The sequence below is a fragment of the Idiomarina abyssalis genome (assembly GCF_019797805.1).
Lineage (GTDB): Bacteria > Pseudomonadota > Gammaproteobacteria > Enterobacterales > Alteromonadaceae > Idiomarina > Idiomarina abyssalis.
The window spans coordinates 1,664,736-1,683,920 of the sequence record NZ_CP081832.1; the positions used below are offsets into that span (position 1 = coordinate 1,664,736).

Below are 19,185 nucleotides of genomic sequence, written 5' to 3' on the forward strand. Positions count from 1 at the left end.
TAAACCTCTGGAGTTTTCATGCAAAAAGCAGCCTACAGCGATTCTGGACTTGCTTACATAGGTCGAGGGTTACAACTTATCCGAACTAAGGGCCTTCGTCGTTACGTCGTAGTACCTATTCTGACCAACCTTATCCTGTTCTCGCTTGCTTTCAGCTGGCTGTATAGCCAAGTCGACTATTGGTTGAATCGCTTTATGAGCTGGCTGCCCGACTTTTTCCAATGGCTGGAATTTCTTTTATGGCCACTTGCAGTTATTACCATTATTGCGCTCTTCTCGTTTATTTTTAGCACCATCATGCATTTAATTGCGGCCCCTTTTAACGGGCTTCTGGCAGAAAAAGTTGAGCGCTATGAAAGCGGCGAGAACTTAGGCGACGAGGGATTCTTAGGTCTGTTTAAGGACATTCCAAGAACTTTAAAACGGGAAATGCAGAAACTCATGTATTACATTCCCCGAGCGCTTGGCTTTTTTCTGTTGTCGCTCATTATTCCCGTTATCGGGCAGGTGCTTTGGTATATTTTTGTTTGCTGGATGATGTCGATACAGTACCTTGATTACCCGTTCGATAATCACAAACTGTCCTTCCCGAGGATGCGTTCCGAGTTGCATAAACGCCGCGGTAAAACACTGGGGTTTGGTTTCGGTGTCACCGTACTAACCATGATACCACTGATTAATTTAATTATTATGCCGCTGGCGGTTTGTGGCGCGACCTCATTGTGGGTTGATCATTATCGTCGCAGTGCATTAAGTTGATAAAAGTAAACGACTGAGCGTTGGCTCAGTCGTTTTTCTTATCTGCACCATCGGATTCAATACCTTCCGGAGAGGTTTCTTCGGAATCAAGGTAATCCGGATTTAATCGCTTATTCGTTTGCACACCCATCTGACGGAATTTATCCACTCGGCCTATGAGGTTACCGCGCCCGGTACTCAGCTTCTTCATGGCTTCCTGATAACGGTTATCCAACGTTTGTAAGCCGTTACCAATTTTTTCTAAATCTTCAACAAAACCCACAAACTTGTCGTACAAACGTGCGGCATCGGTCGCTATTTTTTCAGCATTCTGGTTCTGATACTCATACTGCCAGATATTGTGAACGGTACGCAGCGCAACCAGTAAATTCGTAGGACTTACCAGCATAATCTGGTTGTCCAGCGCCAGCCGAATAAGCTCAGGATCACGATCAACCGCCAGCAAGAACGCCGGCTCAATAGGAATAAACATCAACACGTAATCCAGCGTGCGTAACCCTTCCAGTTGATGGTAGCTCTTTTTACCCAACTGTTTTATGTGTTGCTTTAGCGACTGAACATGCTCATTTAACGCCCGTTCGCGGTCTGCATCATCGTCAGAATTAAAATACCGCTCATAAGCCGACAAACTAACTTTTGAGTCGATAACTACGTCTTTTTTATTCGGCAAATGCACAATCACATCGGGCTTGAACGACTTGCCGTCTTCGTCGCGGTGATGCGCTTGTGTCTGATACTCGTGCCCTTCACGCAGACCGGACTGCTCCAGAATACGCTCCAGTACTACCTCGCCCCAGTTCCCCTGTTGCTTGGTGTCGCCTTTTAATGCGCGGGTTAATGCTTCAGCTTCAGACGCCATTTGGCGATTCAAATCCTTAAGCGACATAACCTCATTTTTTAAAGCAGAGCGCTCTTTGGTTTCGTCAGTATACTGCTGAGTAATTTGCTTTTTAAACGCATCAATTTGTTGTTTGAAAGGCTCCAGCGTAGCCTGCAAGGACTGTTGATGATGCTGTTGCAGTCCTTTCGACTTTTCATCGAAAATACGATTTGCAAGGTTCTCAAACTGTTGGGTCAGACGTTCTTCACTGACTTTTAATAAGTTCAGCTTCTCTTCTGCGGTTTTCTGCTCATGCTCAGCTCTGGCCAGCGTTTCGCGCAAACGACTGTCTTTTTCATACACTTCACGCTGAAGCTCATCAACGCGCTCACGAAGAATATCTGAGTCCTGTTCCAGTGCCGTATTTTGCTGCTCTGCCTGTAAACGTAAACGGCGCTGCTGTTGCCAAAGCAACAACAACGCCGTAATGACAGTCACAACCGGCACTCCAATTATTACCATCCATTGCCACAGTGCCAGCGACATCATTAAGCTCCTAATTTTTCATTAAGGTCAGCAATTTTGGCTTTCCAAATAGCAGGACCTTGAGTATGCGCGTTTTGACCATCGCTATCCACAGCAACAGTGACCGGCATGTCTTCCACTTCAAATTCGTAAATGGCTTCCATACCTAAATCTTCAAAGGCTACCACACGAGATTTCTTAATAGCTTTAGCCACTAAGTAAGCCGCGCCGCCAACGGCCATCAGATAAACGGCTTTGTGCTTACGAATACTTTCTACGGCTTCAGGGCCACGCTCTGCTTTACCGACCATGCCGATAATGCCGGCTTCTTCCAGCATCTGATCAGTAAATTTATCCATACGAGTTGAAGTTGTAGGACCTGCCGGACCAACAACTTCATCACCCACAGGATCTACTGGCCCTACGTAGTAAATAAAGCGGTTGTTGAAATCAACCGGTAGTTTTTCGCCGTTATCCAGCATGCCTTTAATGCGCTTGTGAGCGGCATCGCGACCAGTGAGTAACTTACCGGACAAGAGCACAGTTTCACCCATTTTCCAGTCCTGAATGTCTTCTTTAGTTACTTCATCCAGGTTCACCCGACGAGCATCATCGCCTAGCTCAAAGGTGACATCCGGCCAGTCTTCTAATTTAGGCGGAGTTAAATCTGCTGCACCACTACCGTCTAACGTAAAGTGAACGTGGCGAGTAGCCGCACAGTTTGGAATTAAGGTCACCGGCTTAGAGGCTGCGTGGGTCGGCAGTGATTTAATCTTCACGTCCAGCACCGTTGTTAAACCACCCAAGCCCTGAGCACCGATACCTAACGCGTTAACGCGGTTAAAAATTTCTAAACGCAGCTCTTCTTCGGCATTTTGCGGGCCACGCTCAATAAGCTCATGGATGTCGACAGACTCCATTAAGGATTCTTTTGCCAATACCGCAGACTTTTCAGCCGTACCGCCAATACCAATACCCAGCATACCCGGTGGGCACCAGCCAGCGCCCATCTTGGGCAAAGTTTCAACAACCCAATCGGCAATAGAGTCACTTGGGTTAAGCATGGCCATTTTCGATTTATTCTCAGAACCACCACCTTTAGCGGCAATCATGACTTCAATTTCATTGCCCGCGACCATATCTAGGTGAACCACAGCCGGTGTGTTGTCGCCGGTGTTCTTACGGGCGCCCGCGGGGTCTGCCACAATCGATGCACGCAGTGGGTTGTCCGGGTTGTTATAAGCACGACGGGTACCTTCATCCACCATTTGCTGAACGGTCAGGTCGGTTTTATCCCACTGCACACCCATGCCCACTTTCACAAAACAGGTGACAATACCGGTGTCCTGACAAATCGGACGGTGCCCTTGTGCAGACATACGCGAGTTAGTCAGTACCTGAGCAATGGCATTTTTTGCCGCTTCGCTCTCTTCACGCTGGTATGCCTCATCCAGTGCTTTAATAAAATCCAGTGGGTGATAATAAGAAATGTACTGCAACGCATCGGCAATACTGTCAATAAAATCGGCCTGACGAATGGTGGTCATGGAACTGCCTCTTGGTTAACTTTTGCGTGGCGCTATAATAGCGTTTTCGCTAACAACTGACCAGTGCCACTGACCGGCGAATATTTGCTGTGGTAGTATATTGGTAATGAGTAACCAGCCTGAATTGCGAGCATGATGTGAGTGTTTTCCCGGATCTCTGTGCGATAAAACTTAATTGCCAGGCCTCAGCTATTGAGTTGTTTCAGCGCTGTCAGCATGAAAGCTACGCACTGTTACTGGACTCTGCTGCACAAAGCCATGAAAACTGTGCCTATGATATTATCTTCCGACAGCCAGAACTGGTTTTAAGTTGTAAAGCAGGCAAACTGAAAATAACAACAGACAAGCCGTCAAAACTTCCCCCCGCTCCCGAGTCGGCAGCCGAGCTTTGTCATTATGCCGAGCAATTGAATCTGTTATCCGGTCATTATTCCGGGCCTGCTGAACTGCCTTTTCAGGGTGGCTTTGCCGGCGCTGTTGGCTACGACCATGGTCGTTCACTGGAAGTCATTCCTGAGTTTAATGCGGATACCTACCAGTCTCCCGATGCGGTACTGGCCTATTACAGCCAGGCGTTGATTATCGACCGGAAGAACGACAGGGTATGGCTAGTTGCGCCAGTCGATCAGTTAGAAGAGCTAACCGAGTTTTGGAACCAGACCACGAAGCCTAAGAAGGCTGCAGCCTTTCAATTAGTCAGCGACTGGCAAAGCAACATGAGCGAGCAGCAGTACACCGGGAAATTTAACGCGGTACAAAACTATCTGCTGGCTGGTGATGCCTATCAGATCAATTTAGCACAGCGATATTCAGCCAGGTATCAAGGCAGTGAATGGTCGGCTTACCTGAAGTTACGGCAAGCGAATTCAGCACCATTTTCTGCTTTTATGCGACTTCCCGGCAGCGCTATTCTGAGCCTGTCGCCGGAACGCTTTTTGCTCACCGATGCCAAGGGTCAGGTAGAAACAAAACCCATTAAAGGTACGCGTCCGCGGTTTGACGATACGCACAGAGATCAAGCCAGCCAGCATGCTCTGTTAATCTCAGAAAAAGACCGGGCAGAAAACCTGATGATTGTTGATTTGCTGCGTAACGACTTGAGTAAGAACTGTGAGCCGGGCAGCATTAAAACCCCCAGCTTATTTGCCATAGAGAGCTTTCCTGCAGTTCACCACCTGGTATCAACGGTTATTGGCAAACTGCAACCCGGCCGCACCGCATTGAGCCTGTTCAACGGCGCTTTCCCCGGCGGTTCTATCACCGGAGCCCCTAAAATTAGGGCCATGCAGATCATTGAAGAGCTAGAGCCACACCGTCGTAATATTTACTGCGGTAGTATGGGTTATTTTTCTCAGCACGGGCGCAGTGACACCAGCATTACCATTCGTACACTGCTTGCCGAAGACGGTCAGCTTTACTGCTGGGCCGGCGGAGGTCTGGTCGCGGACTCAACGGCCTCTGAGGAGTATCAGGAGACTAAGGACAAAGTGTCACGCATCCTGCCGGTATTAGCATCATGACGATTAACACCCGCGCAGACTTTATTCGTCGCTTTAGCCTTTACCCATCCCCCCCGGTTGAGCGCAGAATTGATGAGCCGTTGCGTAAGCGTTTGCGTCCGGCAGCGGTGTTAATCCCAATTATTGAGCGACCACACGGACTCTCACTCATACTCACCCGGCGCTCCAGTAAACTGCGTAAACACGCAGGCCAAATCAGTTTTCCTGGTGGCCGGTTTGACAATACTGATACTGACCTGCTGGATACTGCGCTGCGCGAAACCGAAGAAGAAATTGGCCTGCCCCGCAGTCAGGTCGAAGTCATAGGGCGTTTACACGACTACCCGGTCTTATCGTATTTTATGATCCGCCCTTATGTGGCTTTTGTCTCACCACTACAGCCCTTGGTTGCCGAGGAAAGTGAAGTCGCAGAGATTTTTGAAGTACCACTGGCTGATATTCTCGATCATGGAAACCACTACGTTTACCGTATTCGTAAGTTTATCTACGACCGGGTGTATTTCATCCCCTGGCAACATCGAAATATTTGGGGGGCAACCGCCGGGATCTTGCGCGAATTGTCAGAACAATTACAACCCGACGGGAAAAATCATTTCAGACCACTGAACTGACCACTTATTTTTGTTTAAAACTTGCTTCCCCCCACATGAATCATGCGACAATACTATAATAATCAGAACGAGCATGCGCGACAGGTAAGGATAACTATGATTAGCGTTTTTGATATCTATAAAATTGGTATTGGTCCTTCCAGTTCTCATACGGTAGGCCCGATGAAAGCAGCCTATGACTTTTTACATATGGCAAAAGAAGCCGGGCATCTCGACAACGCCGACGGCATAAAAGTCGAATTGTTCGGCTCGCTTGGTCAAACCGGTAAAGGTCACGGTACGGGCAAAGCCGTTATTCTTGGTCTTGCAGGCGAAACGCCTGAAAGCGTCGACACTGACAGTGTTGAGGACTTTCTGGAACAAACGCGTAAAACCGAAACTTTAAATTTATTGGGTGAGAAGGAGGTTTCCTTCCCGAGTGAAGGTGCTATTACCTTTCACCGCCGCAAAACCATGCCGAAACACGCTAACGCCATGGAGCTCAAGCTGTTGAAAGACGGTGAGATAATCTATAGCGATCTTTACTACTCTATTGGTGGTGGCTTCATCGTTCGCGATGAAGACTTTGACGAGACTCTGGAAGAAGCGATAGAACAGTCCGCCAAACCTATTCCGTACCCGTTTGACAGTGCCGCTGACCTTCTGGCGCATTGCAAAGAACATGGTATGCGCATGAGTTCATTAATGATGGCCAACGAAAAGGCCTTTCGTAGTGAAGAAGATATTCGTGCCGGTTTAATGAAAATCTGGCGCACCATGCAGGAAAGCATCAAAAACGGTATTACCACCGAAGGCATTCTTCCCGGCGGTCTCAAAGTGCGCCGTCGCGCGTCGTCTTTATATCAGCGCCTGAAGAAAGAAAAATCCAGCGATGCCATGCAGGTAATGGATTGGGTAGATTTATACGCATTAGCCGTTAATGAAGAAAACGCTGCTGGTGGTCGTATAGTCACAGCCCCCACCAACGGTGCCGCAGGTATTATACCGGCAGTAATGAGCTATGCTGACAGATTCATCGAAACCCTGGACGAAGATGCCGTCGTGCGCTTTCTGCTAACCTCAGCGGCTATCGGTATTCTGTATAAGAAAAACGCTTCTATTTCTGGCGCTGAAGTCGGCTGTCAGGGTGAAGTCGGTGTTGCCTGTTCAATGGCCGCAGGTGCGCTGGCCGAATTTATGGGCGGTGATCCATCCAGAGTCGAAAATGCGGCAGAGATCGGTATGGAACATAACCTTGGCTTAACTTGCGACCCTGTGGGCGGTTTAGTACAAGTACCCTGTATTGAACGAAACGCAATGGGTTCTGTTAAAGCCATTAACGCTGCCCGCTTAGCCATGCGAGGCGAAGGCGACCATAAAGTGTCTCTGGATAAAGTGATTAAAACCATGTGGGACACTGGAAACGATATGAAAACCAAATACAAAGAAACCGCTCGCGGCGGCTTGGCAGTCAATATTATTGAATGTTAACGACCCAAATCATTGCCGGTGCTTAACGCATCGGCAATGAGCAGTTCTCAAACAACTTATCAATTTCTTCCTGAGTTTTCAGTTGCGTCGCTTTTTGTACCTGCTCCCTGGTTAGGTGCGGTGCAAAATTCTCTATAAAGTCATACATGTAAGTGCGTAAAAACGTACCTCGGCGGAAACCTATCTTCGTCGTGCTGTGCGCAAACAGATGTTCAGCCGGTATCGCAACAAGATCCGTATCAACTTTAGGGTCATAAGCCATACTCGCTAATACACCAATTCCTAACCCCATCCGCACGTAAGTTTTTATGACATCAGCGTCGGTTGCCGTAAAAACAATTTTAGGTTCATGCCCGGCCTCGGCGAAAGCTTTATCAAGTTCAGAACGACCGGTAAAACCATGCACGTAAGTCACTAACGGGAATTGAGCAATATCATCAATACTTATTTTGCTGAGCTGCGTAAGCGGGTGCGATTTTGGTACCACAATAGAACGATTCCAGTGATAACAGGGCAGCATGATCAGATCATGATATAAGTGCAATGCTTCAGTGGCGATAGCAAAATCAGCTCGCCCCTTTGCTGCTGCTTCACTAATTTGTTCAGGTGACCCCTGATGCATATGCAGCGACACTTTAGGGTAATGCTGAATAAAACGTTCAATAACGTCAGGTAATGCATAACGAGCCTGAGTATGAGTTGTCGCAATATTGAGTTTCCCCTGATCTGGCAAGGTATGCTCAGCTGCAACGGTTTTTATTGACTGAACGCTATCCAGCACTTGTTGTGCAACCGAAATAATGTCTTTACCAGCAGGTGTTACGTGGGTTAAATGCTTTCCTGTCCGGCCAAATATCTGCACGCCCAGCTCATCTTCCAGCATTCTCACCTGTTTACTGATTCCCGGCTGCGACGTAAATAAGCTTTCAGCCGTCGCGGAAACATTCAGGTTGTGATTCATTACTTCAACAATGTAGCGTAACTGCTGTAATTTCATTGAGGAACGTGCCACTCTGTTTGCGAAATGTGATATAAGAAAATACTATAATAATCTTAATAACTATGACAAATAAAGAACGGATAGCAACGGTATTTGTCAAAATTGCAGGAACTGCCTTCTATGACTCAGCCCACATTTGATTTTTCAACCGTACTGGCGTCCTCTGTGCACGACATGAAAAACTCATTGTGTTTACTTATTCAAATGATAGAAGAAGTATCTGAACAGGTCACTGACAGCAGTGCAACAGAAAAAATGGCAAAAGTCCATTACGAAGCTCAGCGCATCAACTCCAGTTTAATGCAGATGTTGACTCTCTATCGTGAAAATAACGACGCGCTGCCATTAAATATCGACCAACATCATTTGGATGAGCTGGTCGAAGAGCTGTTATTAAACAACGAACTGTACCTTGAGCAACGCGGTATTACTGTCAGTACAGAAATTGATGAGAGCGCTGTAGCATGGTTCGACAGAGACCTGATTTGTAATTTGCTTAATGACATCATCATTAATGCAATGCGTTATACCGCCGATAAACTCTTTATTGAAGTACAAACAAAAAATGACGGTGGCTGCCAAATCAGAGTTCATGACAACGGGGATGGCTTTCCCCCTGTTATGCTCAAAAATGCCGCTATGCTCATGCAAGAGTTAAAGGTTCAACAGGCACGAACCGGCCTTGGGCTCTACTTTGCGCAGTTAATCGCAAATGCACATGAACGAAATGATAAAAAAGGTTTTATCGAACTAAAAAATAATGGACACTTAGGTGGTGGTGTTTTCTCTTTAACATTACCCTGAGAACAATAATAACCTAATGAGCGTAATATGATTTACACCATTGTTATCGCACTGATTATATTACTGATAATACTGGCAATTGTTGTCGGTGCGGTGCAGCAACATAAGCAACGTTTAGAGCTGGAACGGCGCAAGAAAATGGCGCGTTTGAGAAGCTCGCTTGAGCAAATCGAAGACCTCATTCACATGTCGAGCTTTTTCCCTATTGGTAAGTCGATGCTGGCGGTGTTAAATAGTCGCGCTTATGAAGTGCTCAAGAATATGAACAGCGTATCCCCCTCAAAGGACTATCAGGCACGAATAAAGGACTACGAAGAGCGCATTCAAAGCGTTGATCGCAACGATACTTCTCTTATTAGTGAAGACTTTGAGATTCCGCAAAACAATAAACAAATTATTGCCATGATAAACGGGCTCAAGCGCTTAAGAGCAACACTGAGAAGCGAGCATTCGCGCGGCAGAGTTGACAGTAACGTCTTTAGCGTCGAGGATCAGCGTTTAACTAAATTGCAGTTAAAAATCAGTATTGAAACTCTTATACGCAGAGGCCGCCACGCCTATGAAAGTCAAATGTTGGGCTCTGCTCGTCAGTACTATGAGAAGGCTTTACGCACCATTGAAGACCAGAACTTCAGTGATGATTACACAACCTCGCGGCAGCAATCAATAAAACAGGCGCTGGAGCAAATAGCTCAGGAACTGAAAGATGCTCACGCACGAGACAAAGAAAGACACAAAAAAGAAGACGATTTAGAAGAACTGTTTCAACCGAAGAAGAAGTGGTAAATGGCATGTCCGACTGGAAAGAGCAACTCAGCCAAGTAGTATATTCAACAGATTCAGGCCGAATTGATCCGGAACCAGAACCCGAAAGTGTTCCAGAAGGCGACGGTATTGTGCGCCTGCGACGGGAAACTAAAGGTCGTAAAGGCAAAGGGGTGACTATTGTCAACGGACTGAACAAACCCCAGGCAGAATTAAAAAGCATCGCAAAAAAATTAAAACAGCTTTGCGGTGTTGGTGGCGCAGTTAAAGAGTATGAAATTGAGTTACAGGGCGACCAGAGGGACAGTATTGAAAGCTGGTTGAAAAAAGAGGGTTACAAGGTCAAGCGCTCGGGAGGCTAAGATCATATTCAATATACAAGCAGCGCCCATTGTCGCGCCACTCGACGTGACTCGAAAAATTCCTGATAAGCTGTAATCCTCGTCCGAAAGCCAGCGACTCATCTTCTTCTGTATCATTTACAGATTCATTGAAACCGTTTTCGCTGTTAGAGGACAGGCTAAAAGACAACAGGCTGCTCTTTGGCCGATACTCGATATCAATTTCTATCTCTACTCCTTCCAACTCTGCCAGTCGCTCTTCACGCGCCCGGTAGTACTCATCAAAGCCCTGACCTGTCTGTTTTATTTCAGAGTCAAGTTGAAGAAAACTGTGCTCCAGCGTGTTATTAAAGGCTTCGGCCAGCAATAAGTACAAAGTTGTTTTATGTGCCCGGATACCTTCCAGATGGCTCAACGAATCGACCAGCTTAATAATTGGATCGCGCCCTCTAATTTCATCTTCTTTTAAATAGACTACCAACCGGAAAGGCAGATGCGTCACATTTGTGTCAGGTCTTATGACTGGCAAATTAGTTGGTGCACAATCCAGGCACACCAATGAAACATCATCAAACTGCTCCTGACCTTGCTGGAACTTTTGTAAAGCCGTTACCAGGCCGTCAAAATCGCGTTTGCACGCATAGCGCCGCAATAATTCTTCAAACCCATCCTCGGACAACCTTTCATCGTCCTGGTTTGTCATTTCGACAACACCATCCGTATAAGTAATAAGACGGGTGCCCTTCCCAATAAAGCAGTGGCTGACCTGACTGCTAAATTCTTCAGGAGGCAAAATACCTAACGCCATATGTTCCGGCACCAAACGATTTTCAACCTGACCAGCTTCATTAATCAAAAGAGCGTCGGGAATTCCGCCGTTCCAATAGGTAAGGCGCTCGCCATTTGCCGATAACTCCGCAACGAAGGCAGCACAAAACATATCGTCAGGTAAGAGTTTAACCAGCTTGCGGTTAAACTCTTCAACCATATTGGCTATTGAAAGGCCTTTATCAGCCAAATCAAAAAAGGTTTGAGAAACGGGAAGAGCCCCTGTAGCCGGTGCCAAGCCGTGCCCGGTAAAGTCACCAACAAAAAGGTAGAAGTTGCCTAAGGGCCCGGCTTTAGTCAGAACTAAGTCGCCATTGAACTCGCTGGCAGGCGCCAGATAGGTTTTCAGGAAAGGATATTGTGTTTCATTTTCCTGCAAAGCATTAGCCAGCATGTGACTGACAACGTTTTGCTCGCGCTCCATACGGTTTGAGTGATAAGCCAGGGCTTCATTTTTTCCTTTTAATGAATAACTGAGTTCACGAACCCGTGCGTGAGCATTCAACTTAGCCTGCAAAACTACAGGTTCGAAAGGCACGCTAATGAAGTCATCGCCGCCCGCTTCCAGACACTTCAGCAAGGTTTCCTGATCATCCAGTGCGGTAATAAATAAAATAGGTAGATGAACATCGCCACTTAAAGCCTTTAAACAGGGTGCGGTTTCAAACCCATCCATAATAGGCATCATAACGTCCAGCAACACGACGTCCGGCTCCAGATCAGAAAAAACATCTATTGCCTCAATGCCGTTTGAAGCGCACCTTACCTGATGACCAAAACGCTTAATTAACCCGCTTAACATGACTTGGTTTGCGGGTTGGTCATCAACAATTAAAACCTTCATTAAGCGATAACAAACATCTTATCAAAGCGCGAAATATCAAGAATACGGCGTACGTCAGGCTTCGCATTCACTAGCTGGATACCTTTGACACTACTACCCAGAGATTTACGCATATTAAGCAACATGCCCAGCGCAGAACTGTCTAAATAGTCCGTTTCCCTCAAATCAATAATAACCGTGGGTTGGGAATCACCAATATGACTGTAGGCCTGGCGAAACTCCTGAACCAGACTAAAATCAAATTTACCTTTTATGGCAATAACTAACTGCTTACCATCATTTGAAAAATCGCGACTAACGCTCATACTTCCCCCTTTTTTTAATGAGCTTAACACAGATTTTCTGATTGAGTTTATCTGCTGAATACCCTACTCTTTCGGACACAATAAATCCTAGTTATTTTATTATGGCTATAGCCTTCGACGAACTGCGTATTTTGCTCATCGAACCATCCGATGTGCAACGAAAAGTCATTACTCAACACCTGAATCAAGCAGGTATTCAGCATACCCGCGGCGCTTCAACCATTGCAGAAGCCAAAGAAGAAATACTTCGTTGGCAACCTGATATTGTTACCAGTGCTATGTATTTTTCCGACGGTACTGCCCATGAGCTGATTCAGTTTATTAACGCTAAGGACTTAAAAGATACCTTACATTTTATGTTGGTGTCATCTGAACATCGCGCGGATCAACTCGAACAGTTCAAGCAAGCAGGTATTATTGCCATTTTACCCAAACCTTTTACGCCGGATCAGCTGCAACGCGCCATAACCGCCACCATGGATATGATGGAGCCGGAACCACTGCACCTTGAGCTCTATGATATCGAAGACTTAAGAGTGTTAATTGTGGACGACAGTATGACCTCGCGACATGTTCTGCGCCGTGTATTTGAAAACCTTGGTGTTGAAAGCTTTGTTGAAGCGGAGAACGGACAGCAAGCCATTGATATTCTGGCAGAACACCAGTTTGATTTAATTGTCACCGACTTTCATATGCCACAAGTCAACGGTAGCGAACTGACGCAATACATTCGTAACAGTTCAGCGCATGCTCATACACCGGTACTCATGGTTACAGCCCGCGCCAATGAGCCTCAACTAGCCAATGTGAAGCAAAGTGGCGTTGATGCCCTGACGGATAAGCCATTTGAACCAGCAACGCTAAGAGCTCTTATAGCGCGCTTGCTAAATAGCTAAGTTAGGATGTCTGAAATGAAAAGCCCCTGTCGTAAATGACAGGGGCTTTTTTGTTTGCCTAACTAAAACATTGTCTTTATTCAGATGGTTTCTGGCGATACTTCTCGTAGAGTTCGGTATGGCGGCTACTTAAGCTCACTTTACGTCCGTCAATATAGAGGTGCGTTAACTTTTGCCCAATAGGGTCCAGTAAATCACCTTCTGATACGCTAAGTGAGGCACTTTTCCCGACTTCCAGTGAGCCCAGCTTATCCGCAACGCCAAGAATCTCTGCAGGTTTCAATGTGATTGCCGCGAGCGCTTGTTGCTGATCCAGACCAAATGCGACTGCATTACCAGCCGCAAAAGGCAAGTTACGCACGTCCCAATAGCCAGGATAAGAAATCGCAAAGTTCACTCCAGCCTCTGCAAGTCGAGCCGGTGATGAAAAGTCTTGATCATAACCTTCATCGTCACGACCTGGCAGACCGTATGGAGAGCCAAAAACAACCGGAACATTCAGCTCGGCGAGTTCGTCGGCAATACGCCACGCATCTCTGGCGCCCATCAATACCAAGTCAAACCCATATTCCTGAGCGGTATCAATGGCCTGCTCCAACTGACGCTTGTCATCAGCATGAACATACAGCTTTTTACTGCCATCAAACAGTCCCAGCATAGCTTCCCAGCGCTGGTCTAAATCAATAGCGCGATCAGCCTGCTTGGCGTCGTAGTAAGCTTTAGCATCGGCAAATACTTTCATCAGCTTCTGCCGATTTTCTTCATTGGCTTTACGCTGCTCTTCGGCAGAACGACGTTCCCACCAGGTATTAACAACGTATGTCCGTGGCCAGGAAATGTGCACGCCCAGCTCACCGGCAACCAGCGCATCCTGGTAATTCCAGCCATCGAGGTGCATTAACGACGACTGGCCAGCCACAAGCGAGCCTTCAGGCACTACCTGAGCATGAGTAATGCCGTGATAACGTACGGTCGGTATAATTTCCGAGTCGGCGTTAAACGCAATGTGCCCTGCTACTTCCGGGTGAATGTCACCCACTTCGCGAGCATCTCGTGTAGCACGTACCGCTTCAATTTCATTCAAACCAATTGTTGTATCCATTGCAATAACGCCCGGATAAACGTGTTTTCCTGAAATATCAATAACCTCGGCACCTTGGGGAATACTAACATCACGACCAATAGCGGTAATTTTCCCATTCTCGAAAACTAAGTCTGAGTCAGTTAGTACGCCATTAGATACCGTGTGCAGAGTTCCTCCCTGAAGCACAACAGGAGCCTGCTGCTTTTCACCCGGAACTTCATCATGTGCCATTGCACTATTCAGCGTCAGCGCACTAACTAATGCGGCACTAACAGTGGTAAGTAGTTTATTCATTAGTGTTGTCCTCCGTGCTGATGCCCTTTACCGGTAAAGTGATCCAGCCAAAAATCATGCTCAGTATCACAGTGCCAGGTTGGCTGTTCCGGTTTATAACCATCTTTAGCACCCTGCTTAGCATCATCACCTGCTGCTAAAACTTTCTGGATAAGTGCGTTTTTCTCTTCTTTAACGGCTTGCTGACGTTGCTTGTCCAGCTCACGATCAAAGAACTTACGACCATTTATCCAAGTCTGCTCTGCGCGGGCATACGCACTTAAAGGATAATGACTCCATAAAACAAAGTCGGCGTGCTTGCCTTTTTCAATAGAGCCGACATAGTTATCAACTTTTAGCTGTTTGGCCGGGTTAATCGTCACCATTTTCAGCGCTTCGTGTGGCTCCATACCGCAGTAACGAACTGACTTAGCTGCTTCAGTATTCAAACGGCGCTGCAAGTCGTTGCTGTCCGAGTTAATACTGGTTAATACGCCACGCTCTTTCATCAAACACGCGTTATGTGGAATAGCGTCGTAAACTTCAAACTTATACGCCCACCAGTCAGCAAAAGTTGAACCGCTGGCACCATGTGCAGCCATTTCATCAGCAACTTTGTAGCCTTCAAGAATGTGGGTGAAGGTATCCAGCGTGAAGCCAAAATCCTCAGCCACTTCCATTAACATCAGAATTTCTGAAGCAACGTAAGAGTGAGCATGAACAAAGCGTTCACTGTTTAAAATCTCCAATAGCGTATCCAGGCGATAGTCCGGACGTGGAGCAGAAACCTTATTACGCTCCGAACGGCTCATACGGTCATAAGCTTGTTTACGCTGCTGGTACTCAAGTGCAGCCTGGAAAGCATCGCGCATGATAGTCTCAACACCCAGTCGAGTTTGTGGGTAGCGAACCGTCATATTGTCGCCCCAGTTACTCTGCTTAACGTTCTCACCTAATGCGAATTTAATCGACTCCGGTGCAGCATCAAACTTCATGATATTGGCATCGGTACCCCAGCGTAGTTTAATAACCTGCGCCTGGCCCCCAATTGGGTTGGCTGAACCATGAAGCAATTGCGCCATAGTTGTACCACCGGCCAACGAGCGATAGATGTGAATATCGTCCGGGTTAACCACGTCACCAATTCTGACCTCCGAAGTCACAGCCTCGGAACCTTCGTTCACACCACCTTCTATAGCAATGTGCGAATGCTCATCGATGATGCCCGGAGTTAAATGCATGCCTGCACCGTCAATTTCTGTGACGCCGGAAGGAGCCGACAGGTTATCGCCTATAGCCGCAAACTCACCGTTTCGGACCAAGACATCCGTCTCTTCCAAAATGCCATCATCAGTGGCTGTCCATACAGTTACGTTGCGAATAAGCACATCCTGACGCTCTGGCAAGCCATCCAGACCATAAGCAACATTAGGGAAAGTCAGCTCACTGACGTATTCAACCTGGCTATCTTCTTCTGGAGTTTCAGTGGCACCTTCAGGTGCATCCATCTGCGCCTGTAAGGTGACTTCTTCACCCGCTGGAGAAACCGCCGTTACAGCAAATGTTTGCTGTGCCTCAGGCACTAGCTTAAAGCGCCAGCTACCCGCAGGCTCTATGTCCAGGTCAGCAACAAAGGATAAAGACTCAGTGCCCGACTGAACATTACGCAACCCACTAGACTGCTCACCAACGTTCACTTCACCAGTAAGCACTGGACCTGGCTTAATCGAGATTTCAACATCGCGATCATTCCAGTCGATAGTGTAAGTGCCAACAAAGTCGACTTTATCTCTGGATACCAGTTCGTTTTCTTCACCCTGTAACCAGACCGACTGAATGGTACCGTCTTCGAACAAATCGCCTTTTACCATGACAAAGTCGGCCATATAGCCTTGTGCCAGCTTACCCACTTTGTCTTCGACACCTGCAATTTTTGCCGGGACCGTTGTTAAAGCAGCTAGAGCTTTGTCTTCACTTAAACCATGCTTAACGGCTTTACGCAGGTTAGGCCAGAAACTTTCCGATTTCTCCAGGTCATGCAGAGTCAACGCAAAGTTAACACCAGCTTCAGCTAACATTGCCGGGTTAGAAGGGGCGCGCTCCCAATGACGCAGTTTGGCTAAATCGACATCCAGATGGCCGTCAACGTCACCCACTTCTGGTGCAGCCGGAAAGTTTAGCGGCAGAATCAAATCGCTACCCGCGTTTTTCACAGCTTCCAGACGAGAATACTCATAACCTGAACCGACATAAATGGAAGGAACGTCAAATTGGTCAAGGACATCATCAGCTCGCAATAGTGATTTTTCGTCACTGACTTTAAAAACGATTCCGGTACTTTCAATGTCCGTCAACGAATCCAGAGCCGCATTAAACTCAACCGGTTGGTTGTGTGATTGTTTACCGTAAGAATTTTCGTACCAATTAGCATCTGAAAGCGTCTGTCTAACCAACGCAATACTGCCCATTAAAGACGAAGGATATTGTTGCTGCGATGAACCTTTGTCAAAAGAACCGAAATGTTTGGCTTCGCTTTGATAAATGACGTCGTTCGGTATTTTATCAGCAAGCGAAACCGTTACGGCACGCCCCTGGAAAATACCATCCAGATTTGCTGACTGAACACTGGTAAAACCTTGTGAAACCCACTTTTTCGCATCGTCGGAGTTCGTTTTAAACTCACTAAACCAACGCTTTTGTGAGTGGATAGCGTCATTGGCCGCATTACCACCTTCACGTTCATTATTATAAATTGGCGCATCCGAACGTTCTTGCTCGGCGCTGGCTTTTATACCGTAGCTTCCGTAAGGGTCGATAAAGCCTGGATAAATGGTGTAACCAGTTCCGTCAATGACTTTTGCACCCGCCGGCGCACGATTATTGCGCTCAATAGACTGGACGGTGCCATTTTCTATAACCAGAGTCGCGTTCTCAATAGACTTCCCTGGTTCGGTTATGATTGTTGCGTTTTGTATCGCGGTCAGACTCGGCGTGTTATCTCGCATCCCGTTAGTCCGGGAAGTTTGATCAGCCGCAACCGAAGCGGTCAGTACAGACGTTACTGCTAACGTCAAGGCACTGAGCTGATGCACTTTTTTCATGAATTGTTCCCCATTTTGACTTATTTTTAGTCTGGTTGTCCCATAAGACAAGTTACTTTGTTATATATAGAGGTGACAAGCATTAACCGACAGATCGTGTATTATTAACGATCAGTGAACTCAACAAACCGGAGTGTTTTCGATGAAAAAACAATTATTAATAACGGCTATAGCAGGCTTTATGGGCCTTTCGTTTAACGTTTCTGCCGATGAAAACGCCTTTAACGACGGCGCTAAAGCCGTAGAGTACCGCCAAAAAGCCCTGTCCGTTATGCAACAGAATTTTGCCGCTATGGCAGCCATGGTTAAAGGCGAAGTTGAATACAATGCTGATTTTTTCCAGCGCAGGGCCGACGACTTTGAAAAAATGTCCAGCATTCCATGGTCCGGCTTCGCCGTTGAAGGTGCTATGCCGGGGGACAACTCCGATGCACTGACCGCAATTTGGGACAACTGGGAAGACTTTCAGCAGCGCGCTAACGACTTACAAGAATACGCAGCAAAACTCTCTGAAGTTAGCCAGCAAGGTTCAATTGACTCAATTAAACCTGTATTTATGGATGCCGCGAAAACCTGTAAAGGTTGTCACGACAATTATAAAGACTGATTAAAGCAACAACATTAAAACGAGCCAAACAGCAACCGCTAATATCATGCCCTGCCAACCGGGTTTTAGGTTAGGGGCTTGCTGTTTGGTTATGCGGTAACCGTGTACCATTGACGCAATAAGAGGCGTCCCTTTAAAGCGGTAAAAAACCACGGCCAGAATATGGATGGCAATCACCACTAATATGACGTCAAACTGACTCTTATGCCAGCTGGTTACTGCTTTTTGCCCATCAGATGACAACCAGTTTGATAATGGACCGGAAAACAAAATCCCGTCTGTTGAAAATAGCCCTGTCATCACCTGACTTAACAACAACGCCAGCATTAAAATAACCGCCCATCCACCGGCTACACTGTGCGTATTTTCGGCTTCGTAAGCACCACTGAACAACCTTCTCAAATGCTTTAAAATTGCGGCTGGCGATTTCAGAAAAACATGAAAACGCGCATTCTCACTACCGAAAATGCCCCAACCTATTCTGACCACAAGTAGAGCCAACAGCGCCACTCCAATATCTTTATGCAGCTCCATCCGGCCGTTTTCGACGGTCCACCAGAGCCCTCCCAGAAAAACAATGAGTAAGCCATGGAACACCCGGATAAAGCTGTCCCATACTTTAATAGAATTTCCTTTCTGTTTCATATTGTTAGCTCCAAATAACTGGGAATATAAACAGCTAAGTGCTAGGGTATAATTAATTATGGCAAATAGGTAGTGACTATGCGTAAAGTTCTTATTGCTGACGATGATTTTATCAGTATCGAAGTGTTAAAAGCGATGCTGGCTAGCTTTGAAGTTGACCTGCTTGTCGCAATGACAGGAGAAGAAGCTTTAAACCTGGCAGAACAGGGACCCGAGCTTATCTTTCTCGACTATGAAATGCCCGATATGTCCGGTGCTGAAGTCTGTCAGCATTTGCGACGGACCGAAAAGCATAAAACAACACCGATTATTGCTATTACCAGTCACCAAAGTGCCAGCGAAATGAGCGCTTGCCGTGAGGCGGGAATGGACGCCACGCTGCATAAGCCTGTTTCTCCGGAGGCACTCAGTGAACTCATGTCGGAATATCTGCCATAAAC

At 46.7% G+C, this 19,185-nt stretch carries 18 protein-coding genes; 10 read left to right on the forward strand and 8 right to left on the reverse strand.

The window, feature by feature from the left end; all coding sequences use genetic code 11:
* Window positions 1–18: 18 nt before the first annotated feature.
* Complete coding sequence (gene cysZ, locus K5X84_RS07935; RefSeq protein ID WP_222235527.1) at window positions 19–759, forward strand: sulfate transporter CysZ; 741 nt, start codon at window positions 19–21, stop codon at window positions 757–759.
* A 25-nt stretch (window positions 760–784) separates the two neighbouring features.
* Here cysZ and rmuC read toward each other — a convergent pair whose 3' ends face one another.
* Complete coding sequence (gene rmuC / locus K5X84_RS07940; RefSeq protein ID WP_222235528.1) at window positions 785–2,128, reverse strand: DNA recombination protein RmuC; 1,344 nt, start codon at window positions 2,126–2,128, stop codon at window positions 785–787.
* Complete coding sequence (locus tag K5X84_RS07945; protein WP_222235529.1) at window positions 2,128–3,651, reverse strand: fumarate hydratase; 1,524 nt, start codon at window positions 3,649–3,651, stop codon at window positions 2,128–2,130. The genes rmuC and K5X84_RS07945 overlap by 1 nt, the downstream gene beginning before the upstream one ends.
* Window positions 3,652–3,788: 137 nt before the next feature.
* On the opposite strand from K5X84_RS07945, the gene pabB reads away from it, so the two are divergent.
* The 3 genes from pabB (at window position 3,789) to K5X84_RS07960 (ending at window position 7,252) form a co-directional block, all read left to right on the forward strand.
* Entirely contained in the window at window positions 3,789–5,171 is a 1,383-nt protein-coding gene (pabB, locus tag K5X84_RS07950; protein ID WP_222235530.1) for an aminodeoxychorismate synthase component I, read from the forward strand.
* Window positions 5,168–5,782, forward strand: coding sequence for a CoA pyrophosphatase (locus K5X84_RS07955; RefSeq protein WP_222235531.1), 615 nt, complete (start codon window positions 5,168–5,170; stop codon window positions 5,780–5,782). Before pabB ends, K5X84_RS07955 begins: the two co-directional genes overlap by 4 nt.
* Before the next feature lie 96 nt (window positions 5,783–5,878).
* Complete coding sequence (locus tag K5X84_RS07960) at window positions 5,879–7,252, forward strand: L-serine ammonia-lyase (RefSeq protein WP_222235532.1); 1,374 nt, start codon at window positions 5,879–5,881, stop codon at window positions 7,250–7,252.
* 22 nt (window positions 7,253–7,274) lie between these two features.
* On the opposite strand, the gene cysB is transcribed toward K5X84_RS07960, so the two are convergent.
* The gene (gene cysB, locus K5X84_RS07965; protein ID WP_222235533.1) at window positions 7,275–8,249 is read right to left on the reverse strand and encodes an HTH-type transcriptional regulator CysB; all 975 of its coding nucleotides are present in this window, start codon (window positions 8,247–8,249) and stop codon (window positions 7,275–7,277) included.
* Between the two features lie 123 nt (window positions 8,250–8,372).
* Here cysB and K5X84_RS07970 point away from each other — a divergent pair, with 123 nt between their 5' ends.
* From K5X84_RS07970 to yciH, 3 genes are read left to right on the forward strand one after another with little or no spacing between them, the layout of a single operon-like run.
* Entirely contained in the window at window positions 8,373–9,056 is a 684-nt protein-coding gene (locus K5X84_RS07970) for a sensor histidine kinase (RefSeq protein WP_199494160.1), read from the forward strand.
* Window positions 9,057–9,083: 27 nt separating this feature from the next.
* Window positions 9,084–9,842: a hypothetical protein gene (locus K5X84_RS07975; protein ID WP_199494159.1), complete on the forward strand. Its 759-nt coding sequence runs from the start codon at window positions 9,084–9,086 to the stop codon at window positions 9,840–9,842.
* Window positions 9,843–9,847: 5 nt separating this feature from the next.
* Window positions 9,848–10,183 carry a stress response translation initiation inhibitor YciH gene (gene yciH, locus K5X84_RS07980; protein ID WP_222235534.1) on the forward strand — a complete coding sequence of 112 codons (336 nt, stop codon included), beginning with the start codon at window positions 9,848–9,850 and terminating at the stop codon, window positions 10,181–10,183.
* Here yciH and K5X84_RS07985 read toward each other — a convergent pair.
* Both K5X84_RS07985 and K5X84_RS07990 read right to left on the reverse strand, forming a co-directional pair.
* Window positions 10,164–11,834, reverse strand: coding sequence for a PP2C family protein-serine/threonine phosphatase (locus K5X84_RS07985; protein ID WP_222235535.1), 1,671 nt, complete (start codon window positions 11,832–11,834; stop codon window positions 10,164–10,166). The two genes, yciH and K5X84_RS07985, sit on opposite strands and share 20 nt — an antisense overlap.
* The gene (locus K5X84_RS07990; protein WP_126779991.1) at window positions 11,834–12,139 is read right to left on the reverse strand and encodes an STAS domain-containing protein; all 306 of its coding nucleotides are present in this window, start codon (window positions 12,137–12,139) and stop codon (window positions 11,834–11,836) included. The genes K5X84_RS07985 and K5X84_RS07990 overlap by 1 nt, the downstream gene beginning before the upstream one ends.
* 101 nt (window positions 12,140–12,240) lie before the next feature.
* Here K5X84_RS07990 and K5X84_RS07995 point away from each other — a divergent pair, with 101 nt between their 5' ends.
* Window positions 12,241–13,035 (forward strand): response regulator, encoded by a 795-nt coding sequence (locus tag K5X84_RS07995; protein ID WP_054488372.1) that lies wholly within the window; start codon window positions 12,241–12,243, stop codon window positions 13,033–13,035.
* 76 nt (window positions 13,036–13,111) lie between these two features.
* Here K5X84_RS07995 and K5X84_RS08000 read toward each other — a convergent pair whose 3' ends face one another.
* Together K5X84_RS08000 and K5X84_RS08005 are read right to left on the reverse strand one after the other, a co-directional pair.
* Window positions 13,112–14,413 carry an amidohydrolase family protein gene (locus K5X84_RS08000; RefSeq protein ID WP_222235536.1) on the reverse strand — a complete coding sequence of 434 codons (1,302 nt, stop codon included), beginning with the start codon at window positions 14,411–14,413 and terminating at the stop codon, window positions 13,112–13,114.
* Entirely contained in the window at window positions 14,413–17,493 is a 3,081-nt protein-coding gene (locus K5X84_RS08005) for an amidohydrolase family protein (protein ID WP_222235537.1), read from the reverse strand. The genes K5X84_RS08000 and K5X84_RS08005 overlap by 1 nt, the downstream gene beginning before the upstream one ends.
* Window positions 17,494–17,635: 142 nt before the next feature.
* Here K5X84_RS08005 and K5X84_RS08010 point away from each other — a divergent pair, with 142 nt between their 5' ends.
* A complete protein-coding gene (locus K5X84_RS08010; RefSeq protein ID WP_222235538.1) occupies window positions 17,636–18,100 on the forward strand; it encodes a c-type cytochrome in 465 nt (154 codons plus the stop codon).
* Here K5X84_RS08010 and K5X84_RS08015 read toward each other — a convergent pair whose 3' ends face one another.
* Complete coding sequence (locus K5X84_RS08015) at window positions 18,101–18,745, reverse strand: cytochrome b/b6 domain-containing protein (RefSeq protein ID WP_222235539.1); 645 nt, start codon at window positions 18,743–18,745, stop codon at window positions 18,101–18,103.
* A 78-nt stretch (window positions 18,746–18,823) separates the two neighbouring features.
* Here K5X84_RS08015 and K5X84_RS08020 point away from each other — a divergent pair, with 78 nt between their 5' ends.
* Complete coding sequence (locus K5X84_RS08020; RefSeq protein ID WP_199494633.1) at window positions 18,824–19,183, forward strand: response regulator; 360 nt, start codon at window positions 18,824–18,826, stop codon at window positions 19,181–19,183.
* Window positions 19,184–19,185 lie beyond the last annotated feature (2 nt).

Excerpts from the sequence above, each read along its gene's own strand:
- K5X84_RS07990 (WP_126779991.1), bottom strand. The coding sequence starts at position 12,139 with ATGAGCGTTAGTCGCGATTTTTCAAATGATGGTAAGCAGTTAGTTATT.
- K5X84_RS07970 (WP_199494160.1), top strand. The coding sequence starts at position 8,373 with ATGACTCAGCCCACATTTGATTTTTCAACCGTACTGGCGTCCTCTGTG.
- rmuC (WP_222235528.1), bottom strand. The coding sequence starts at position 2,128 with ATGATGTCGCTGGCACTGTGGCAATGGATGGTAATAATTGGAGTGCCG.
- K5X84_RS07975 (WP_199494159.1), top strand. The coding sequence starts at position 9,084 with ATGATTTACACCATTGTTATCGCACTGATTATATTACTGATAATACTG.
- K5X84_RS07960 (WP_222235532.1), top strand. The coding sequence starts at position 5,879 with ATGATTAGCGTTTTTGATATCTATAAAATTGGTATTGGTCCTTCCAGT.
- cysB (WP_222235533.1), bottom strand. The coding sequence starts at position 8,249 with ATGAAATTACAGCAGTTACGCTACATTGTTGAAGTAATGAATCACAAC.
- K5X84_RS08000 (WP_222235536.1), bottom strand. The coding sequence starts at position 14,413 with ATGAATAAACTACTTACCACTGTTAGTGCCGCATTAGTTAGTGCGCTG.
- K5X84_RS07945 (WP_222235529.1), bottom strand. The coding sequence starts at position 3,651 with ATGACCACCATTCGTCAGGCCGATTTTATTGACAGTATTGCCGATGCG.
- K5X84_RS07995 (WP_054488372.1), top strand. The coding sequence starts at position 12,241 with ATGGCTATAGCCTTCGACGAACTGCGTATTTTGCTCATCGAACCATCC.
- yciH (WP_222235534.1), top strand. The coding sequence starts at position 9,848 with ATGTCCGACTGGAAAGAGCAACTCAGCCAAGTAGTATATTCAACAGAT.
- K5X84_RS08020 (WP_199494633.1), top strand. The coding sequence starts at position 18,824 with ATGCGTAAAGTTCTTATTGCTGACGATGATTTTATCAGTATCGAAGTG.
- K5X84_RS08005 (WP_222235537.1), bottom strand. The coding sequence starts at position 17,493 with ATGAAAAAAGTGCATCAGCTCAGTGCCTTGACGTTAGCAGTAACGTCT.
- cysZ (WP_222235527.1), top strand. The coding sequence starts at position 19 with ATGCAAAAAGCAGCCTACAGCGATTCTGGACTTGCTTACATAGGTCGA.
- K5X84_RS07955 (WP_222235531.1), top strand. The coding sequence starts at position 5,168 with ATGACGATTAACACCCGCGCAGACTTTATTCGTCGCTTTAGCCTTTAC.
- K5X84_RS07985 (WP_222235535.1), bottom strand. The coding sequence starts at position 11,834 with ATGAAGGTTTTAATTGTTGATGACCAACCCGCAAACCAAGTCATGTTA.
- K5X84_RS08010 (WP_222235538.1), top strand. The coding sequence starts at position 17,636 with ATGAAAAAACAATTATTAATAACGGCTATAGCAGGCTTTATGGGCCTT.
- K5X84_RS08015 (WP_222235539.1), bottom strand. The coding sequence starts at position 18,745 with ATGAAACAGAAAGGAAATTCTATTAAAGTATGGGACAGCTTTATCCGG.